The sequence below is a fragment of the Fredinandcohnia onubensis genome, from assembly GCF_002734285.1.
GTDB classification, from domain to species: Bacteria; Bacillota; Bacilli; order Bacillales; family Bacillaceae_L; genus Ferdinandcohnia; species Ferdinandcohnia onubensis_A.
The window spans coordinates 37,601-55,236 of the sequence record NZ_NSEA01000013.1 but is presented as its reverse complement, the minus strand read 5'-3'; the positions used below and the strand labels follow the sequence as shown (position 1 = coordinate 55,236).

At 38.8% G+C, this 17,636-nt stretch carries 19 protein-coding genes; 16 read left to right on the top strand and 3 right to left on the bottom strand.

All coding sequences use genetic code 11. From position 1 onward, the window contains the following. Nucleotides 1-79 precede the first annotated feature (79 nt). The 7 genes from narI to CKJ95_RS13490 all read left to right on the top strand — a co-directional run bounded on the left by narI (nucleotide 80) and on the right by CKJ95_RS13490 (nucleotide 6,658). Nucleotides 80-781, top strand: a complete 702-nt coding sequence (gene narI / locus CKJ95_RS13520; RefSeq protein WP_099353964.1) for a respiratory nitrate reductase subunit gamma — start codon at nucleotides 80-82, stop codon at nucleotides 779-781. Nucleotides 782-1,449: 668 nt separating this feature from the next. After that, a complete protein-coding gene (locus CKJ95_RS13515) occupies nucleotides 1,450-1,671 on the top strand; it encodes a heavy-metal-associated domain-containing protein (RefSeq protein ID WP_099353963.1) in 222 nt (73 codons plus the stop codon). 18 nt (nucleotides 1,672-1,689) lie between these two features. Beyond that, the gene (locus CKJ95_RS13510; RefSeq protein WP_099353962.1) at nucleotides 1,690-3,585 is read left to right on the top strand and encodes a heavy metal translocating P-type ATPase; all 1,896 of its coding nucleotides are present in this window, start codon (nucleotides 1,690-1,692) and stop codon (nucleotides 3,583-3,585) included. 18 nt (nucleotides 3,586-3,603) lie between these two features. Further along, nucleotides 3,604-4,302 (top strand): Crp/Fnr family transcriptional regulator, encoded by a 699-nt coding sequence (locus CKJ95_RS13505; protein ID WP_099353961.1) that lies wholly within the window; start codon nucleotides 3,604-3,606, stop codon nucleotides 4,300-4,302. Between the two features lie 16 nt (nucleotides 4,303-4,318). Continuing rightward, on the top strand, nucleotides 4,319-4,768 hold the full coding sequence (locus CKJ95_RS13500; RefSeq protein ID WP_099353960.1) for a flavodoxin: 450 nt from the start codon (nucleotides 4,319-4,321) through the stop codon (nucleotides 4,766-4,768). A gap of 327 nt (nucleotides 4,769-5,095) precedes the next feature. Further along, nucleotides 5,096-6,031: a ring-cleaving dioxygenase gene (locus CKJ95_RS13495; RefSeq protein ID WP_180271517.1), complete on the top strand. Its 936-nt coding sequence runs from the start codon at nucleotides 5,096-5,098 to the stop codon at nucleotides 6,029-6,031. Between the two features lie 15 nt (nucleotides 6,032-6,046). Further along, the gene (locus tag CKJ95_RS13490; protein WP_099353958.1) at nucleotides 6,047-6,658 is read left to right on the top strand and encodes a flavin reductase family protein; all 612 of its coding nucleotides are present in this window, start codon (nucleotides 6,047-6,049) and stop codon (nucleotides 6,656-6,658) included. On the opposite strand, the gene CKJ95_RS13485 is transcribed toward CKJ95_RS13490, so the two are convergent. Together CKJ95_RS13485 and CKJ95_RS13480 are read right to left on the bottom strand one after the other, a co-directional pair. Then, the gene (locus CKJ95_RS13485; protein WP_099353957.1) at nucleotides 6,659-7,219 is read right to left on the bottom strand and encodes a hypothetical protein; all 561 of its coding nucleotides are present in this window, start codon (nucleotides 7,217-7,219) and stop codon (nucleotides 6,659-6,661) included. A gap of 140 nt (nucleotides 7,220-7,359) precedes the next feature. Beyond that, a complete protein-coding gene (locus CKJ95_RS13480) occupies nucleotides 7,360-8,223 on the bottom strand; it encodes a VanW family protein (protein ID WP_180271516.1) in 864 nt (287 codons plus the stop codon). Nucleotides 8,224-8,667: 444 nt separating this feature from the next. Here CKJ95_RS13480 and qoxA point away from each other — a divergent pair, with 444 nt between their 5' ends. The 4 genes from qoxA to qoxD are packed head-to-tail and all read left to right on the top strand — an operon-like array spanning nucleotide 8,668 to nucleotide 12,465. Beyond that, nucleotides 8,668-9,582, top strand: a complete 915-nt coding sequence (gene qoxA / locus CKJ95_RS13475; protein WP_099353956.1) for a cytochrome aa3 quinol oxidase subunit II — start codon at nucleotides 8,668-8,670, stop codon at nucleotides 9,580-9,582. 57 nt (nucleotides 9,583-9,639) lie between these two features. Continuing rightward, a complete protein-coding gene (qoxB, locus tag CKJ95_RS13470) occupies nucleotides 9,640-11,589 on the top strand; it encodes a cytochrome aa3 quinol oxidase subunit I (protein WP_099353955.1) in 1,950 nt (649 codons plus the stop codon). Beyond that, a complete protein-coding gene (gene qoxC / locus CKJ95_RS13465; protein WP_099353954.1) occupies nucleotides 11,586-12,182 on the top strand; it encodes a cytochrome aa3 quinol oxidase subunit III in 597 nt (198 codons plus the stop codon). The genes qoxB and qoxC overlap by 4 nt, the downstream gene beginning before the upstream one ends. 1 nt (nucleotide 12,183) lies before the next feature. Next, a complete protein-coding gene (qoxD, locus tag CKJ95_RS13460) occupies nucleotides 12,184-12,465 on the top strand; it encodes a cytochrome aa3 quinol oxidase subunit IV (protein ID WP_099353953.1) in 282 nt (93 codons plus the stop codon). Between the two features lie 114 nt (nucleotides 12,466-12,579). Here qoxD and CKJ95_RS13455 read toward each other — a convergent pair whose 3' ends face one another. Further along, nucleotides 12,580-12,804 carry a hypothetical protein gene (locus CKJ95_RS13455; protein ID WP_099353952.1) on the bottom strand — a complete coding sequence of 75 codons (225 nt, stop codon included), beginning with the start codon at nucleotides 12,802-12,804 and terminating at the stop codon, nucleotides 12,580-12,582. 249 nt (nucleotides 12,805-13,053) lie between these two features. Between CKJ95_RS13455 and CKJ95_RS13450 the strand changes: the two genes are divergently transcribed. From CKJ95_RS13450 to CKJ95_RS13430, 5 genes are all read left to right on the top strand, one after another. Beyond that, on the top strand, nucleotides 13,054-13,758 hold the full coding sequence (locus CKJ95_RS13450) for a DsbA family oxidoreductase (RefSeq protein ID WP_099353951.1): 705 nt from the start codon (nucleotides 13,054-13,056) through the stop codon (nucleotides 13,756-13,758). Nucleotides 13,759-13,878: 120 nt separating this feature from the next. Then, the gene (locus CKJ95_RS13445; RefSeq protein WP_099353950.1) at nucleotides 13,879-14,613 is read left to right on the top strand and encodes a hypothetical protein; all 735 of its coding nucleotides are present in this window, start codon (nucleotides 13,879-13,881) and stop codon (nucleotides 14,611-14,613) included. After that, nucleotides 14,610-15,341 (top strand): hypothetical protein, encoded by a 732-nt coding sequence (locus tag CKJ95_RS13440; RefSeq protein WP_099353949.1) that lies wholly within the window; start codon nucleotides 14,610-14,612, stop codon nucleotides 15,339-15,341. Before CKJ95_RS13445 ends, CKJ95_RS13440 begins: the two co-directional genes overlap by 4 nt. 44 nt (nucleotides 15,342-15,385) lie before the next feature. Beyond that, nucleotides 15,386-16,267, top strand: coding sequence for a DMT family transporter (locus CKJ95_RS13435; RefSeq protein WP_218962752.1), 882 nt, complete (start codon nucleotides 15,386-15,388; stop codon nucleotides 16,265-16,267). A 173-nt stretch (nucleotides 16,268-16,440) separates the two neighbouring features. Next, nucleotides 16,441-17,226: a helix-turn-helix domain-containing protein gene (locus CKJ95_RS13430; RefSeq protein WP_099353948.1), complete on the top strand. Its 786-nt coding sequence runs from the start codon at nucleotides 16,441-16,443 to the stop codon at nucleotides 17,224-17,226. The last annotated feature ends 410 nt before the right edge of the window (nucleotides 17,227-17,636 follow it).

The following is a 17,636-nucleotide window of genomic DNA, read 5'->3' as shown; positions in this document are numbered from 1 at the left end:
AAGGATCCACAGGTTGTGGAAAACAAATGTTCTTATGTGGATAAGTTTATATCAAAATATTTTGAAAGGGGGCTATTAGATGGAATTACACTTCTGGTGGACGGCCTATCCTTATATATGCATCGCGATCCTTGTAGTAGGAACATTTTATCGATTCGTGTTTCGAGGGAAGAGCTGGACAGCACCATCAACGGAAATTTTTGAGAAAAAGTGGCTACGTTACGCTTCCATTATCTTTCACTACGGAATCATCTTTGCCTTTTTCGGTCATGTGATGGGGATGTTGATTCCGCTTGAGTTCTACAACGCAATTGGAGTGGACGACCACACATACCACTTATTTGCAATAGTAGGCGGTGGGTTTGCTGGATTGATGGTTGTCCTCGGATTGATCTTATTTTTGATTCGAAAGTTTGTCATTGAACGAGTCCAAGTTCATACTTCAGCTGGTAGTTATTTCACAATCATTTTATTGCTACTTATAGCCGGTTTAGGTACATATATGACGGTTATCTACAACACGACAGTAGCAGCATATGAATACAGAATTTCAATCGGGCCGTGGTTTCGCAGTTTATTCACATTAAATCCACAGCCTGAATTAATGCTTGGAGTTCCTTCACTATTTAAATTGCATGTGATTTTGTCTTTTCTTTTATTTGCATCGATACCATTTACGAAGCTTGTGCATATGTTTAGTTTCCCGTTGCGCTATCCAACAAGGGCACCACAGCAATACCGTGCACGTGATGGATATTCAAAAAATACACGACAAAATTAAGGGGAGGGGGAACCTCCTCTTTTTCTTGTTTTGGAATTCCATTCATAGAGACAAATTTGAAGTTTTATTAATAAATCGAGTCGCAATGAGCTGGTGATTGTGACACACTCATTAATTACTAGGCACTTTGAGTCAGAATGTAGCCTTGATTCTGACAGAGAATCTGTTATTAGATTGAGCGGTGTCGCTAATAGCTGGTGATTATGACCTACCCCGTGATTACTGAGTACTTTGAGTCAGAAAGTAGCCTTGATTCTGACAGAGAATCTGTTATTAGATTGAGCGGTGTCGCAAAAAGCCGCTGATTGTGACCCAATCCGTAATTTAAGAGCACCTTGAGTCAGAAAGTGGCCTTGATTCTGACAGAGAATCTATTATTTCATTGAACCAAGTCGGAAAAAACCACTGATTCTGACACACCCCAAAAATTATGAGCACCTTGAGTCAGAAAGTGGCCTCGATTCTGACAGAGAATCTATTAATTGGGGTGAGCCGAGTAACAAAGAGTCAACAATTCTGACACATTCCCTAATTTATCAGCACCTTAAGTAAAAATCATCCTCCCCTTAAAAATCAATTCCCAAAACATCCCCATTTTTGACCCACGTCAAAGTTTCTCGTCTTTCCTCCGCTTACAATAAAGATGTAAACAAAAGGAGGAAAAAAAGATGAAAACAGCTACTTATCAAATGGAAGAACTTAGTTGCCCAAGTTGCATTAAGAAAATCGAAAAAGCTTTAACAAAACAAGAAGGAGTTGAAGACGTTAAGGTTTTATTTAACTCAGGAAAAGTAAAGGTTTCTTACCAGGAAGATGCGGGAAACCCAAAAGCATATGAAGAACTACTTACCAGACTCGGCTATCCTGTTTTATCTACCAAAATTCAGTAACAAAGGTGGGGGGTTAACATGAATAGGTTTCGCAAAAAACAAGTCGTTATTCTCACGGGATTCCTGTTGGTAGCCGGCTTAATTTTAGGGTGGATGGATGTAGGAGTAGCAAGAGATGTCTTCCTATTACTCGCTACATTAGTTGCCGGCATACCAATCATGACGAAGGCGATTCAATCCCTTCGTCTAAAAATGATTAGCATCGAGCTCCTTGTCACAATTGCCGTAATAGGAGCAGTCATTATCGGTGAATATATTGAATCAGCTGCAGTGACATTTCTATTTTTACTAGGTGCTTACCTTGAATCTCGCACACTTGAAAAAACAAGATCTTCTCTAAAAACGTTGTTGGACCTTGCGCCATTGCAAGCTAGAATCCTAAAAAAAGGTGAAAAGGTCATGGTTGCTGCTGAGGAAGTAGAAAAAGAGAATATCGTCTTTGTGCATCCAGGTGAAAAAATTCCAGTAGACGGCAAAGTCCTAAGTGGGAATGCAAGTGTGAATGAGGCAACCATTACAGGTGAGGCGGTCCCTGTTTCAAAGAAAAGGGACGATACCGTATACAGTGGTACGATTCTTGATTCCGGTTACCTCGAGCTTGAAGCAACACGAACCGGTGATGACACCACTTTCGCGAAAATTATCCAACTCGTGGAGGAAGCCCAGGAAACAAAAGCAAAAACGCAAAAATACCTAGAGAAGTTTGCAGGGTACTATACACCACTCATTATTGTGCTCGCCATCCTCGTGTATCTTTTTACAAAGGATATCGAACTTACTTTAACCTTCCTTGTCATTTCTTGTCCTGGCGCACTTGTTATCTCCGCTCCCGTTTCAATCGTGGCAGGTGTTGGAAACGGAGCGAAAAACGGCATCCTTATAAAAGGTGGAGAAATCATGGAGCAGCTTGCGAAGGTTGATATCGTCGCGTTTGATAAAACTGGTACCTTAACAGTTGGGACACCTGAAGTAACCGCAATAAAAGGCTTCGGGATAGAAGATCTCAACTTACTGGAACTTACCGCAACTGCAGAGCAATATTCAGAACATCATTTAGGAAAAGCTATTTTAAAAGAAGCCAAAAAAAGAAAACTAGCGATAACTTCGGTTCCACAGGATTTTGAAATTTTTAAAGGAAAAGGGCTACAGGCAAAAGTGAATGGCAAACTCGTTCTGATCGGAAACCGAAAACTAATGCTAGATCATCAAATTACTCTATCAAAAGAGATCCTTGCATACGCTGAAGCAGAAGAGAAAAAAGGCCGCACAGCCGTGTTAATTGCGCAACAACAAGAAGTAATAGGTGTTATCTCAATCGCAGATAAGGTTCGCCCAGATGCTGTCAAGGCCATTCAAAACTTGAAGCGCTCCGGAATCAAGAAGGTTGTTATGTTAACCGGAGATAATAAAGCCACAGCAGAAAAAGTTGCTGAGGAATTGCAGTTAGACGGCTTTTACGCGGAGTTACTTCCTGAACAAAAGGTGTCAATTTTGAAAGAGCTTAAGGAAAATGGACACCGTGTTGCGATGGTCGGTGATGGAATTAATGATGCCCCAGCAATCGCTGCTGCGCATGTGGGAATTGCGATGGGTGGAGCGGGAACAGATGCGGCGATGGAAACGGCTGATGTCGTCTTAATGTCTGACAGACTTGATCGCCTCCCATTAGCAACAGGTCTCGCTAAAGCAACCGTTAAAAACATGAAGCAAAATATGTATTTCGCAGTAGCAATTGTGACAATATTATTAATCGGTGTTTTAACAAAGACAGTCTTCCTAGCATCTGGTATGTTTATTCATGAGGCAAGTGTCTTGCTAGTCATTCTGAATGCACTCAGACTTGTCCATTACAAAGAAAAACAACCAAAAAACAGTAGCCACGGTTATCAACAGAAGGTGGTGGCTGAACTATAGACAAAGGAGAGAAGATGAATGTCTTGTCAGTCTTGTAACCACATGAAAACATCATGTATTTCGAGGGTTCCGATTTTTAACCATTTAAACGAAAATGAAATGGCTGAAATTTCACAAGTCGCGGTAAGAAAACGCCTGAAAAAAGGGGAGCTCTTATTCCATTCAGATGAGCTCTCTGAGCATCTTTTCATTGTTCATAAAGGCTTGGTAAAAATGTACCGAATCACTGAAAATGGGAAAGAGCAAATTATCCGATTTGTAGAAGAAGGTGACTTCATTGGTGAGCTTTCGCTATTTTCAAAGTCTACGACCACAAGCTTTGCGGAGGCAATGGAAGATACTGAGGTTTGTACCATCCACCAAAAGGACATTCATCAATTACTCTTAAGCTATCCTACAATATCATTGAAGATTCTGGAGGAAATCACTAGTAGACTTCATGAATCAGAATCACATATTGAAAAATTGAACTCACAGGATGTAGAAAAACGTGTTGCAAGCTACTTAGTTGAGTTGATAGAAGGTCAGGATGGAGAATCAATGACGATTCAATTGCCGATTCGCAAAGCCGACGTTGCATCCTATCTTGGAACCTCACAGGAAACACTTAGTCGAAGGCTATCAGCCTTTCAAAACCAAGGCTTAATTGAACTTAAGGGTCAAAGGAAAATCATCATTAAACAGCTAGAAAAGCTTAGAAAAAAGGCAAACAACTAATGAAAAGGTGATAACGTTGAATAATGCCATTCTTGTATACGCAAGTATGTCTGGAAATACAGAGTTAATGGCAACGTATATTGCAGAAGGTATGAAGGAAAAAGGAATCCAGTTGGACGTGAAGGAATGCTTTGAAATAGACCCGGAGGAACTCGTCCAATACGATGGGATTATCTTTGGAAGCTATACTTGGGGAGATGGAGAGCTCCCTGATGAATTTTTAGACTTTTATGACGAGCTGGATCATCTGGATTTTCATTGTAAAAAGAGCGCAGTGTTCGGTTCAGGAAGTAAACTTTACTCAAATTATGGTGGTGCGGTTGATTTGCTTGCGGAAAAATTAAAAGAACGTGGAGCTGAACTCATCTGTTCACCGTTAAAAGTCGAGCTCACTCCAAACGAAAAAGACGAATTAATCTGCAAAGAATTTGGTAGACAATTTGCACTAAAGCTACTTGCTTCCTAAAATCTTTTTTCTAACTTGGCCTTCCGGTTAATGAACCTGAAGGCTTTTATATATAGCTCAAAACTGAGTTATGTCCGATAAATTGTTGGTTATGTCCGATATAATTACATTCGGTCCGATAAATTTTAAGCTATGTCCGATATTTCGTCGCCTTTGTCCGAAATATACAAAAGTTTGTCCGATATCCGAAACAATTAGAATTGACAACACCCCCTTATTTTTTATAAAATTATCTTAAATTCAAGATAAATAATTTTAAGATAATCACATCGAATATTCTTTCATATTTTGTTGGAAAATAGGTTAGATAAATAGTAAAGGAGAATAATTACTATGAAAACAGCAGGCATTCATCATATTACAGCTATTGTTGGACATCCCCAAGAGAATGTTGACTTTTATGCAGGTCTATTAGGGCTTCGCCTTATAAAACAAACGGTCAATTTTGATGACCCAGGTACTTATCATTTTTATTTTGGCGATGATGTTGGAAATCCAGGGAGTATTATTACATTTTTCCCGTGGGCAAATGCGTATCAAGGAAAAATTGGTGATGGCCAAGTTGGGGTAACAACGTACGTAGTTCCAAAGGGAGCACTGCCTTTTTGGGAAGCAAGATTATCAAAATTTGAAATTTCCTATCAGAGCACAGAACGTTTCGGAGAACAATTTCTACAATTCAAAGACATCCACGGATTGCAGCTTGAAATTGTAGAACGAGAAGATGGAGCAAATAATAAGTGGGAATTTGGCGAAATAACCTCCGATTTAGCAATTAAAGGCTTTGGTGGTGCTATATTATTTTCCTCACAGCCTGAAGAAACAGAAAAGCTTTTAACATTTATGGGTCTTAAGCGTATTGGTTCTGAAGGAGACTTTATACGATTTAAATCTGAAGGGGACATTGGGAATATCATCGATATAAAACGCACACCTGGTGAGAAAGGTAAAATGGGTGTTGGAACCGTCCACCATATTGCATGGCGAGCAAAGGATGATGAGGACCAACTAGAGTGGCAGGAATTCATTACCGATCATGGTTACCGCATTACAGACGTGCGTGATCGAAATTATTTTAATGCGATTTATTTTAGAGAACACGGAGAACTTCTCTTTGAAATTGCAACAGATCCGCCAGGCTTTGGGATCGATGAAGAGTATAAGGAGATGGGTTCGGAGCTAAAGTTGCCTCCACAATATGAACCCCACCGTCAGAAGATAGAAAATGTATTACTACCGTTTGAAGTAAGAAGTCTTGATTAAAGGAGAGATAAAAAATTGATTTCAATTGATCCGAGTAATGCTTCTGAAAGGGATAATTATAAGCTGTTAATTGGAAGTATCATCCCGAGGCCAATCGCATTTGTGACGTCAATTTCAAAGGAAGGAACGCTAAATGGTGCACCTTTTAGTTATTTTAATATAGTGTCTTCAAATCCGCCCCTGATTTCAATATCGGTCCAAAGAAAAGACGGGGAAATGAAGGACACGGCTAGAAATATTATTGAAGGAAAAGAGTTTGTTGTTCATATTGTGGACGAAAGTAATGTAGAAAAAATCAATAAGACGGCAGCAAGTCTTCCGCCGAATGAAAGTGAAATTGAACGTGCCGGGCTAACTCCAATAGAAAGTAAGAATATAAAAGTACCGGGGATTAGGGAATCAAAAATTCGTTTTGAATGTATTTTAGAGCACTCAATTGAATTAGGTGGCAAGGAGGATATGTCTGGTTGTGATTTACTAATCGGAAAAGTGGTCCAGTTTCATGTCAATGAGGACCTATATAGTAAAGGAAGAATCAATCAAGAAAAACTAGGGGCGGTAAGCCGCTTGGCAGGAAATTATTATGCGAAAATTGGAGACGTTTTTGAAATTGAGAGACCAAAGTAATCATGTTTGGTCTCTTTTTTTCTTTTTCCTTTGTTTTTGACTATAGTTCATGTTTTGACTTTGACTATGATTCATGTTTTGGCTTTGATCTTGGTTCATGTTTTGACTTTGACTATGGTTCATGTTTTTTTGACGTTGACTAATGTTCATGTTTCGACTTTGACTAAGGTTTATGTTTTGAGTTTGACTATAGTTCATATTTAGGCTTTGATTTTGGTTCGTGTTTTGACTTTGATTTTTTTTAATGATTTCTTCAAGCTGTTTCACTTTTTCCTGAAGACTATCAATATCCTCCTGCATCTTATTCTTCTCTTGATCTGATTGAAAACTTTCTACTTGAGATTGAAAGTCCGCAGCCGTATCTGTATTTAGCTGAATGATTGCCCCGATAGTTGCTAAGGCGTCACCGGCAATCGTTAATACGCCCCCCATTATGCCTAAGATGGTTCCGCTGTTATTAGGAGGTTTATATTGAAAGTTACCTTGAGTTGAGTTTGAAATATTTCCACTGTCTTGGGATGCAGCAGCAGCAATAACGGTAGCCCTTTTATCCCTTTCCATGAGCTCCCCCCTTACCTAAAATCAGATATTGCAGGTTCGCGGTGCATCTATAAAATCATCTCGTATCTTATTTTAAGCCCATTTCCAATATATTCACCCAGACTGATAAAGGTGTAGAATTAGTTTTTTATAATCAATATCTATTCCGTTTTTGTTTTAGGTACAATCTTACGAGGGGTAAAATTGATATCCTCAGATGAATAAACGGTTACGATAAGTGTTCCTCCATAAACCTTTGCACGAATTAAAATTGGCTGATTGTATGTATTTTTAAAAAGAAAGTCAGGTCCATACCAACTCACAGTTGCATCGCGCCCAGGTGGTACATAGCCGACACGTTTGCTATGGGAGTAGCGCTTAACAATTTCAACACCAGCACGATCAACGGCATTGAAGAGGGTGGAGGAAGTCTGGCATATGCCACCCCCGATTCCTTCAATTAGTTCACCTCGAATGATTTCAGGCGCAGGCTGATATCCTCTGGCAGCGGTTCGTTTTCCAACAACTTTATTAAAAGAGAAGGTTTCATTTTGAAAAAGAACATAGCTATCGATTGCGGCTGCTGAAAGAGCAATATTCGTGGATCGCTCTTTATTGGAAGAGTTAAAATGCGTGACATACTGTCCAATCTGCCTTACCCGAATCGTTGATAATAGTTCGCTATCTACACGCGGATAAATTCGCTGAATCGGTACTTCAAGGTAATCTGCCTTACCAAAAAAACTAGAATAGAATAACTTTGAGAATTTATCTTTATTTAATTTCACTCCCACTTGTTCTTTAATAATTTCATTCGACTTGCCAATTTTTGCATCTTTTGGCTCTTCGTAAACTTGTTCCTCTAAATAGGTAAGAAATTCCGTATATTTTTTGAAATTCAAGGTGGGAACTCCAATCAATGGTACTGAGTATTCAGCTCGATTTACAGTAGCAATCGGTTCTCCTTTATAGGTTATGTAAAGATTATCCTGAGGATGGAATTGTTGTATAGAAAGGAAAAGCATTAGTGCCCACAATATTTTCAGTGTCCCCACCACCTTTTTGAAACTCTTTTTTTATAGTATGGATGGTTCCTTCAAATTCCATTAAAAATAGGAGAACTTTTTTCGTTTTTAAATTTGTAACAAATTGTTCAAATTCAAAAAAAGTGCTGTGATTTGCATCACATCAAGGTTTGAGGCGTTTATGTTAAGATAATTTCTTTTTACAAATTCTTCCTTCTCTTTTCTGTAACAACTTTTTGATACCTCGCGTGTTATCATCATTTACACAGTGATAAGCTTTAAAAAATAATTTTGCGAAATAAAATTTAGCTTCAAATTTTTCAAGATATTACGAAAAAAACAAGTAGCTAAAAATTTTTTGACAACTTTGTGAAGTTGTACACAAATTCGTCACAAGCCACATAGTTGTGAATAAAGAGCATCCATTCGGAAAGGAGTACACTTATGAAAATCAAATGGTTTTTCTTATCGATGGTTATTACTATTGCCACAGTGCTTGCAGGTTGTGAACCAGTAATGGTTCTTGATCCAAAGGGTCCACAAGCCGAGAGGCAAGCCCATGATATCTTACTTTCCATTGGAATCATGGCAGTTGTAGTTATTGTCGTTTTCGTATTGTTAGTTTATATGCTTGTTAAATATCGAGCTTCAAAAATGCCAGAGGATTACGAGCCACCACATATAGAAGGAAATCCTTGGGTTGAAGCGATTTGTATCGGAATTCCAATTTTAATTGTGGGCTATCTTTCAGTTGTTTCGGTTCAAAGTAACTACATTGTCGAGTCAGCTCCCGAAGGCTATGAAGAGCAAGAACCATTGGTTATCTATGCTTCATCCTCCGATTGGAAATGGCATTTTAGCTACCCTGAAGAGGATATTGAAACAGTCAATTATCTATACATCCCAACCGATCGTCCACTTGAATTCAGACTTTATTCATACGGTCCAATCACAAGCTTTTGGATTCCACAGCTTGGTGGACAAAAGTATGCAATGGCCGACATGATTACGACTTTGCATCTTGCAGCCGATGAGACGGGTGAACTAATGGGGCGAAACGCAAACTTTAGTGGTAAAGGATTTGCGGAAAATGCGTTTAGTGTAAATGCCGTATCTCCAAAGGATTTTGAAGAATGGGTAGATGAGGTTAAAGAAACTGCGAAACCTCTCACTGAAGAAAAGTTTGGTGAGATTTTAGAACCAGGGCATCTTGGACAAATGACGTTCACCGGAACGCACTTAGAATTCGCTCCACCTCCAGAGCATGACCATGGATCAGATGATGCTGAAGAAGGTCATGAGGTTCATGAAGATGAACATACAGAGCATGAAGGTCAAACAGAACATAACAATCATTAATCAACAAATATAACTTGAACGCCGAAATCATACTTCATTTGAAAGGAGTAACAACGGATGGAATTCTTCGAACGTTTTGCCATACCACATCCAAGTCCCGCCATCTATGCAGCGATGGTTGCAATTGGACTTACGGTAATTGGAATTATCGCCGGCTTAACCTATTTTAAAAAATGGGGTTATCTCTGGCGTGAATGGTTAACAACTGTTGACCACAAACGAATTGGTATTATGTATTTAATCTCCGCATTAATCATGCTGTTCCGCGGTGGGGTAGATGCGATTATGATGCGTGCACAGCTAGCTTCACCTGAAGCAAAGCTATTAGATGCGCAGCACTATAATGAAATTTTTACAACACATGGTGTTGTCATGATCATGTTCATGGCGATGCCGTTTATCATAGGATTCATGAACTATGTTGTACCACTGCAAATTGGTGCGCGCGACGTAGCATTTCCACGCTTAAATGCGATTAGCTTCTGGCTCTTCTTTATGGGGGCAATGCTATTTAATATCTCCTTTGTAATTGGGGGATCACCTGATGCAGGTTGGACATCATACTTCCCACTTGCTGGTAATGAGTTCAGTAAATCAGTTGGAACGAACTATTATATGCTCTCGTTACAGATTTCGGGTCTGGGTACATTGATGACTGGTATCAATATGATTACCACGATTCTTAAAATGAGAGCACCTGGTATGACGTTAATGAAAATGCCAATGTTCACATGGTCTACTTTAATTGCTAACTTAATTATCGTAACAGTTTTCCCTGTATTAACAGTTGCATTAGCAATGGGTACAATGGATCGTCTCTTTGGAACACATTTCTTTGCAAGTACAAACGGTGGAATGGATATGCTTTGGGCAAACCTATTCTGGGTATGGGGACACCCTGAAGTGTATATATTAATCCTACCTGCGTTTGGTATTTACAGTGAGATCATTTCAACCTTCTCAGGAAGAAACCTATATGGTTACAAATCAATGGTTGGTTCAATGGTCATTATCTCAGTTCTTTCATGTCTAGTTTGGGCGCACCATTTCTTTACAATGGGGCAAGGGGCAGCATCAAACAGCTTCTTCTCGATTACAACAATGATGATTGCAGTACCAACAGGTGTGAAAATCTTTAACTGGCTGTTTACCTTATGGAAAGGTAAAATCCGTATGACAGTACCGATGCTTTACTCAATTGGATTTATCCCACTATTCACAATCGGTGGGGTAACCGGGGTAATGCTTGCGATGTCAGCAGCCGACTATCAGTATCACAATACAATGTTCTTAGTGGCACATTTCCATAACACAATTATTCCTGGTGTAGTATTCGCAATGCTTGCTGCACTCACATATTATTGGCCAAAAATGTTTGGCTTTATGTTAAATGAACGTATCGGAAAGTGGGCATTCTGGTCACTATCAATCGGATTTGTCCTAGCGTTCTTCCCGATGTATATTACTGGGTTAGACGGTCAGGCTCGTCGTATGTACACATACTCTGAATCGACTGGTTTTGGTGCATTGAACATGCTTTCATTCATTGGTGCTGGAATCATGGCGATTGCCTTCATTTTAATTGTGTATAACATTTATTACAGCATTCGTTATTCACCAAGAGATATTGGAAGCGACCCATGGGATGCACGTACTTTAGAGTGGGCAACACACACACCTGTTCCTGAGTACAACTTTGCACTAACACCAAGTGTGAACTCAAGTGAGCCATTCTGGGATGATAAGAAGAAAAAGCACAAGCTCTTCCCAGGTAAAGTTGAAAAGATTCACATGCCGAACAATAGTGGTGTTCCATTTATCATGAGTAGTATCTTCTTTGTATGGGGCTTCTCATTCGTATTTGCGATGTGGCCACTGTTGATTATTTCAACAATTGGTATCTTTGTTTGTATGGCATACCGTTCATTTGAACAAGATCATGGACGATATATTTCTGTTGAAGAAGTAAAAGAAACAGAAGAAAAATTAGGAGGTGCTAAGTTATGAAACTAGATCACTCGCAACCTCTTGAATATAGTACGCACGAAAATGAGTTAAATATTTTTGGTTTCTGGATTTTCCTTGGTGCCGAAATCATGCTTTTCGCAACCTTGTTTACATCATATTTTACATTAGAGAACCGCGTTGGCAGTGGTCCATCAGGGGCAGAGATTTTTGAAATTACACCTGTGTTAATCGAAACACTTCTACTTTTAACGAGTAGTTTTACAATCGGTCTTGCGGTTCATGCGATGCGCCTTGGCAGACAAAAAGCGATGTTAGGTTTCTTCGTAGTAACATTGCTTCTAGGTTTAACCTTCCTAGGTGTTGAAATCTATGAATTTGTTCACTATGTCCATGTCGGAGCTGGACTACAAACAAGCGCGTTTACAGCGATGTTGTTAACAACATTGGGAACACATGGACTTCACGTTACATTTGGTTTGTTTTGGGGAACGATGATTGTTCTCCAAATAAGAAAACGAGGCTTAACTGCTCAAACCGCTGGTAAATCGTTTATCTTTTCATTGTATTGGCACTTCCTAGATGTAGTCTGGATCTTCATCTTCAGCTTCATCTATTTGAAAGGAATGATGTAATATGAGAGAACTATTTCCAGCAAAACAAGTCATGGGCTTCGTATTTTCATTAGTTCTTACGGTTATTGCTCTTTCGGTGTACTTCCTAGATTTAACCTTTACGGCAGGACTAACAATTCTGATTGTAACAGCATTTGTGCAAGCATTGTTGCAACTAATTGTATTCATGCATGCTGGTGAATCAAAGGATAAATGGGCAATTTACGGAAATGTATACTTCATGATTTTTATCGCGTTAATTACAATATTCGGTACATTATTCCTGCTTGTCTGGGATATGTAACAAAACTAAGAGTGTCTTTTATAGGCACTCTTTTTTGTTGTATTTAGACATAATTCGGAAACAAAATAAAAAGCTTAGCCAAATGAATGGCTAAGCCTATAAATAGTTAATTGTTTATTTTATCTTGTTTGCGCCTTGTGCCTTAAGTAACATTTCTTCAGATGCGATTAAAAATAACCCCATCAAAAAGACAAAAATTGCTCCCATGACCGTTCCGATTCCAATTGGTGTTAATATGCTGGAACCGTTTCCGAAAAATCCAAGACAAAAAATAATGATACCGGCAATAAGCACTGTTCCCCCAAAATACTTAACAGCCTCAAGCATAGTAGATTTCATTTTTCCTCATCCTCCTACTATATATTATTAATCTTGTTCACAAAATTGTCAAATATAATTCACTAAATGTTCAAAAGTTGTATTTTGGGCGGGGAGGACGGAGAAATAGTGAATATTAAAACATAGGAAGTGACTCATTATTAAAAGTTAAGTACTTCATCGAGACTATTTAGTGTTTAGGTCGTGACAAGAGCATTTAACGAAAGTATATGTTACCATGGTGAAAAATAATCTATATGAGGTGTAAAAATGAAAATTGAGGTTTGGTCAGATTATGTATGTCCATTCTGTTATATAGGAAAGCGACGCTTGGAACAGGCGCTTGAGCAATTTCCAAATCGTGAACAAGTCGAAGTGGAATTCAAAAGCTTCGAGCTAGATCCGAATGCAAAACCGTATTCAGGTCAAAGTATTCATGAATTACTTGCTTCAAAATATGGTATGCCAGTGGCACAAGCTAAGGAAATGAACGAAAATCTTGGTCAGCAAGCCTCTGAACTCGGTTTAAATTATAATTTTGATGAAATGAAAAACACAAATACCTTTGACGCCCACCGTCTTGCAAAGTATGCAGCGACCGTCGGCAAAGAAAAAGAACTCACTGAGCTTCTTCTTCAATCGTATTTCGTAGAAGGTAAACTCATTAGTGATAATGATGTACTAGCGGATCTTGCGGAATCTGTGGGAATTGAGCGACAGGAAGCGTTAGATGTGTTAAAGGACGAAAAGAAATATGCGAATGATGTACGAATTGATGAGGCGATTGCACAACAAATCGGTGTTACCGGCGTTCCATTTTTCGTAATCAATCAAAAATATTCGATTTCTGGTGCACAGCCGACTTCTACATTCCTTGGTGCACTCCAACAGGTTTGGGAAGAAGAACATCCAGCACCAAAACTCCAAGACCTCTCAGGTGACCAAGGTGCAGTTTGCCCAGATGAAGGCTGTTAAATTCCTACAGATAAATAATAAAAATGTGCAAAGCCTTCTTGGTTTTGCACATTTTCTTTTACCTAAAAAGGGAATGCAATGTAGCATTACGAATATATAAGAGGATATAAAGAATTAGGGGTGGTAACAATTACGTTTCAGTTAGATTTTGAAATTGGCCTCGTTTCGGTTTTTACGTTATTAATCGGATGGGGCATGATTGGTTTTTTAGCCTTTAGGATTTTTAGGAAACAAGAAGTAAAACCAACTTTATGGAAGATTATTCTTGTTTTAATTATTGGGCTTTTTTCTTTTTCCTTTAATATGAATTTGTTTGATACATTGATTAAGATTCCCATTTTACCGTTAGGTTTATGGATTCTTTATTCTTTTCTAAAATCAAAGGAAGGCCGTTGGGATAGGTTTCGGAAGTATGCATGGCTCGGCTTTTTCGCAAACTTTTTATTTTTAGTCTTATCCTTGGCCTCGATAGGTCTGCAGCATGTTATTTATTCGCCTAGTAACCTATCAACCTATATATCTAATCTGGAAAATGCAACAATTATCAACACTCACCCATCCGCAGAGAATGTAACATTACAAAAAGATCGATTAAAAAAGCTACTTCCAGCTATGAAAGAAACTGAGTTTTTTAGTGATAAATGGTATGAGGAAACGTATATGAGCGGGGATACGAATACTCGAAAAGAACGGTTTCCATATCAAGCGGTGGGTGTAAAGGAAAAATGGGGAAGCGGGGTTGTCACAACCATATTTATTGAAGAAGATAGAAAAGGTTTATTAATCGCAACACCTAAAAAACAATATTATTTTCGCTCCGCAGAAGTCTTTTTAGAAGGGGTGGAAAGTAAATGAAGCGAAGAAAGATCCTAAGTTTGATCGGTTTAGCTGCTCTTCTTTTCGTCATTTATTATTTTTACCTAGCTAAACCTACAGACTTTGCTAAAACTGATACTTATAAAAGGTATTCAGAAGTATATGAGGTTCTTGACATTATTGAGTTGGATGAACGGCGTATTTTTGTACCAGTGGTCACAGAAGAAAATAAATATGGCATGAGCCTGTGGGTGTGGAAGAATCATAAGTGGCATATGGAGTTTGAAAGCACATCTGGTGGGCCAAGGGTTATCAAGCTAAAAAATAATGACCCGGGTTCCTATAAGGTTTTTTGGAATATTCACCCTGATGACCAAGTAAGTTATGGCGAATTTTATTTACTGAGAAAACGTAACTATCATATTACAGAAGGAATAGATCATTATTACCCACAATTGCAAATGAAAACGATACTTGATTTTAAAGAGGCACCATATGGGATGACAGACCTTCCGAAAGAATGGCAAAAAGCGATGGAAGCTTCGATAAAACTGGAAGAGGCAAAGCGACCTGAGCCTATTTTTGAAAACATGTTTCCTGTGATGCAGGATGTGTACTTCGGTTGGATCCCCTATAATCACGAACATGTAAGGCAACATGCTCGTGCTACTCATGTAGGTGGAGCTTCGTGGGGGGGTGGCGTTGATATCCAGCACGTGGGGGATATACATGAAGAGGAGCTTGAGTATTTTAAAATAGAAGAGTAGAGGGAAGAATCTCATAAAAGGTACAAGGAGAGGAGGTTCGACTTTTGTATATTGCTATTCTCTGTCTAATATGGGGATTTAATTTTGTTATCATGAAATTAGGGAATGGCGTTTTCCCTCCTGGCGAGTTTGCTGCTTTGCGATTTTTAACAGGTTCCATCGCACTGCTAAGCCTGTGTTTTATAAGAAAAATCCCACTACCGAATAAATCAGATTTCAAGTGGTTTGTTCTTTGTGGGTTGCTCCAAACAACATATTTTAATATTGCTATTCAAATATCGCTAAACTACATAAGTGCTGGTCTTACTTCTGTTCTGACCTACAGTATGCCGCTTTTTCTTTCAATCATGGCACATAGGTGGATACCTGGTGAAAAGTTGACGGCAAGGAAGACAATTGGAATTGTGATAGGCATAATAGGTTTATTCCTTTCTTTGAATATCCATTTTGGAGGATCGATTTGGATTTTATTATTGGCACTAAGCTCCGCTATTTCTTGGGCTACAGCTAGTTTGCTTTTTAAACTAAAATTAAAACATTGTGATACCGTCCAGTTTACAACCTGGCAAATGACGATTGGAGCGGCGGGGTTATTGATTTATACTCTTTCATTTGAAAATGGAGAATCACACTGGGGCTTTATGCCGGTTGTTTATATTCTGTTTTCTGGAGTTATTGCCTCTGCCTTAGCTTTTGTAATGTGGAATCATATATTGAGGCGGACAGAAGCTAGCAAAGCATCTGTTTCTTTATTATTTGTACCCATCGTGGGTGTTATTTCTGGTTACATATTTTTGGATGAAAGCTTAAGTATCCTAACAATGGTGGGAATTCTCCTTGTACTGGTAGGGATCTGGTTTGTAAATAGTAAAAGTACTCAAGAACACCGCACGAATGTTTCTAATAATCTTAAAAAAGCACTATAGGGCTTTGAACAATCTCGAAAATAGATTAATTTCATACAAAAATAATATTAGATAGATTAATTGGGAAGTAATACAATATTTCTAGGGGGAAATGAGTCATATATAGGTCTAAATTCGATCTGCCCCTAGATATATTATACGAAGGAACCTTACGTGTGAGGAAGGTGAGCGGCATGCTGAGCATTAATCCTGAGCAATTTATCTTGAAACCATCTCTTGCGACAATTACCTGTGAACCAAACTGGCAATGGAAGCGAAAAGAGCCTATTCCGAACTATGATTTGTTTTATGTTTGGAGTGGAGAAGGAAATTTGATTTTAAACGGTCAAGATTATTCAATAAAACGCGGAAGTTGCTTTTTATTCCTTCCGGGTGATTGGACGACTGCCACCCAGAATCCTCAGAATCCACTTACAATCACCTACATTCATTTTGACTTAGAGAATGAACCAAGCCTAATCCCAAATTCTTATCGCACCATACAAGACGCAATTCCTTTTGAATCTCTCTTAACACGATATGTTCGATTATTTTTAATCAAAACATTTGGGGCAGAAACGGAGGCCAAACTAATCCTTAAACAATTGATGATTCAGCTTTTACGAGAGGAGCATCAGGTTGAAGAACGAAACGACCAAGCTCAAACATCTCTCTTGTCAGCGATTAGGGAAGTGGCAAATTACGTACAGCAACATCCTAGCGAAGGCCATACGCTTGAAAGCTTGGCTGCTCGTGCGAACTTTTCTCCAAGGTATTTTTCGCTGAAGTTTAAGGAGATTATTGGTAAGTCAGTGCGCTCCTATATTGTGGAAGCTCGTATTAAAAGGGCGGAGCATCTCCTGCATTATACAGGAATGACGGTAACTGAAGTGGCTCAAGCGTTGGGCTATGATAATCTGCATTTTTTTAGTCGACAGTTTAAAAAATACACAGGGAAAAGCCCTTCTGAAGTTCGTTAAATATAGCAATAACTAGCACCTAACCATTGTGGTTTAGGTGCTTTTTTTATATTTGAGCTGTGTTAAACAATCTGCTCGAATTCTGCACTGAACTGACTCTGAGACCCATGTTTTCATGCCTGCAGTCAGAATCCCGAACCTATTCTGACTCAGAGACCCCTGATTTCAAGCTTTCAGTCAGAATCCCCCACCTATTCTGACTGCAAGAGCCGTTTGATCATAAAGCTAGTCGCAATCCCTGCCTTATTCTGACTCTGAGCCCCATGTTTACATGCTTTAGTCAGAATCCCCCACCTATTCTGACTGCGGGAACCGTTTGATTATAATGCTAGTCGCAATCCCAGGCTTATTCTGACTCAGAGATCTATGTTTTCAAGCTTTCAGTCAGAATCCCGAACCTATTCTGACTG

Excerpts from the sequence above, each read along its gene's own strand:
- CKJ95_RS13515 (WP_099353963.1), top strand. The coding sequence starts at position 1,450 with ATGAAAACAGCTACTTATCAAATGGAAGAACTTAGTTGCCCAAGTTGC.
- CKJ95_RS13430 (WP_099353948.1), top strand. The coding sequence starts at position 16,441 with ATGCTGAGCATTAATCCTGAGCAATTTATCTTGAAACCATCTCTTGCG.
- CKJ95_RS13440 (WP_099353949.1), top strand. The coding sequence starts at position 14,610 with ATGAAGCGAAGAAAGATCCTAAGTTTGATCGGTTTAGCTGCTCTTCTT.
- CKJ95_RS13455 (WP_099353952.1), bottom strand. The coding sequence starts at position 12,804 with ATGAAATCTACTATGCTTGAGGCTGTTAAGTATTTTGGGGGAACAGTG.
- qoxD (WP_099353953.1), top strand. The coding sequence starts at position 12,184 with ATGAGAGAACTATTTCCAGCAAAACAAGTCATGGGCTTCGTATTTTCA.
- qoxB (WP_099353955.1), top strand. The coding sequence starts at position 9,640 with ATGGAATTCTTCGAACGTTTTGCCATACCACATCCAAGTCCCGCCATC.
- CKJ95_RS13510 (WP_099353962.1), top strand. The coding sequence starts at position 1,690 with ATGAATAGGTTTCGCAAAAAACAAGTCGTTATTCTCACGGGATTCCTG.
- CKJ95_RS13480 (WP_180271516.1), bottom strand. The coding sequence starts at position 8,223 with ATGCTTTTCCTTTCTATACAACAATTCCATCCTCAGGATAATCTTTAC.
- CKJ95_RS13485 (WP_099353957.1), bottom strand. The coding sequence starts at position 7,219 with ATGGAAAGGGATAAAAGGGCTACCGTTATTGCTGCTGCTGCATCCCAA.
- narI (WP_099353964.1), top strand. The coding sequence starts at position 80 with ATGGAATTACACTTCTGGTGGACGGCCTATCCTTATATATGCATCGCG.
- CKJ95_RS13505 (WP_099353961.1), top strand. The coding sequence starts at position 3,604 with ATGTCTTGTCAGTCTTGTAACCACATGAAAACATCATGTATTTCGAGG.
- qoxA (WP_099353956.1), top strand. The coding sequence starts at position 8,668 with ATGAAAATCAAATGGTTTTTCTTATCGATGGTTATTACTATTGCCACA.
- CKJ95_RS13450 (WP_099353951.1), top strand. The coding sequence starts at position 13,054 with ATGAAAATTGAGGTTTGGTCAGATTATGTATGTCCATTCTGTTATATA.
- qoxC (WP_099353954.1), top strand. The coding sequence starts at position 11,586 with ATGAAACTAGATCACTCGCAACCTCTTGAATATAGTACGCACGAAAAT.